The 399-nt window shown below is 54.9% G+C and carries 1 protein-coding gene; it reads left to right on the top strand.

Translation table 11 applies throughout. From position 1 onward, the window contains the following. Positions 1-53: 53 nt before the first annotated feature. On the top strand, positions 54-399 hold a 346-nt coding region (locus tag AAC147_RS12405; RefSeq protein ID WP_047686774.1), incomplete at its 3' end, for a TraC family protein.

Here is a 399-nt window from a genome sequence, read left to right as displayed (position 1 = left end):
TTTTATCAGCAGGTGCAGTACGCCCTGCCGGGTGAACGCACGGAGGCCCTGTGATGGAAATTCCCAAACCGCTGCACCGCCCCGGCAAGTTGCGTGAAGCCGATGAAGCCGCGGTTTACCGGGCCAGTCCCTCCATCATTGATTACCTGCCCTGGGTGGAATATCTGGAAGACGGGCAATGCCTGTTGCTGGATGACGGGATTTCCGTGGGTGCGGTCTATCGCATCGAACCTGTTGCTACCGAAGGGCGTCCAATGGAGAGACTGATTGAAATCCGGGATCAGCTGGAAGATGCGATCCAGGACAGTCTGGAGGAAGACGATATTTCGCCGTGGGTAGTACAATTCTTTTGTCAGGACGAAGATGATCCTGCGGCCTATCTCAATACATTACGGGATT

It is taken from the genome of Xenorhabdus sp. NBAII XenSa04, assembly GCF_963866145.1.
In the GTDB taxonomy this organism is placed as follows: domain Bacteria; phylum Pseudomonadota; class Gammaproteobacteria; order Enterobacterales; family Enterobacteriaceae; genus Xenorhabdus; species Xenorhabdus indica.
This window is presented reverse-complemented; position numbering and strand designations above follow the sequence as displayed.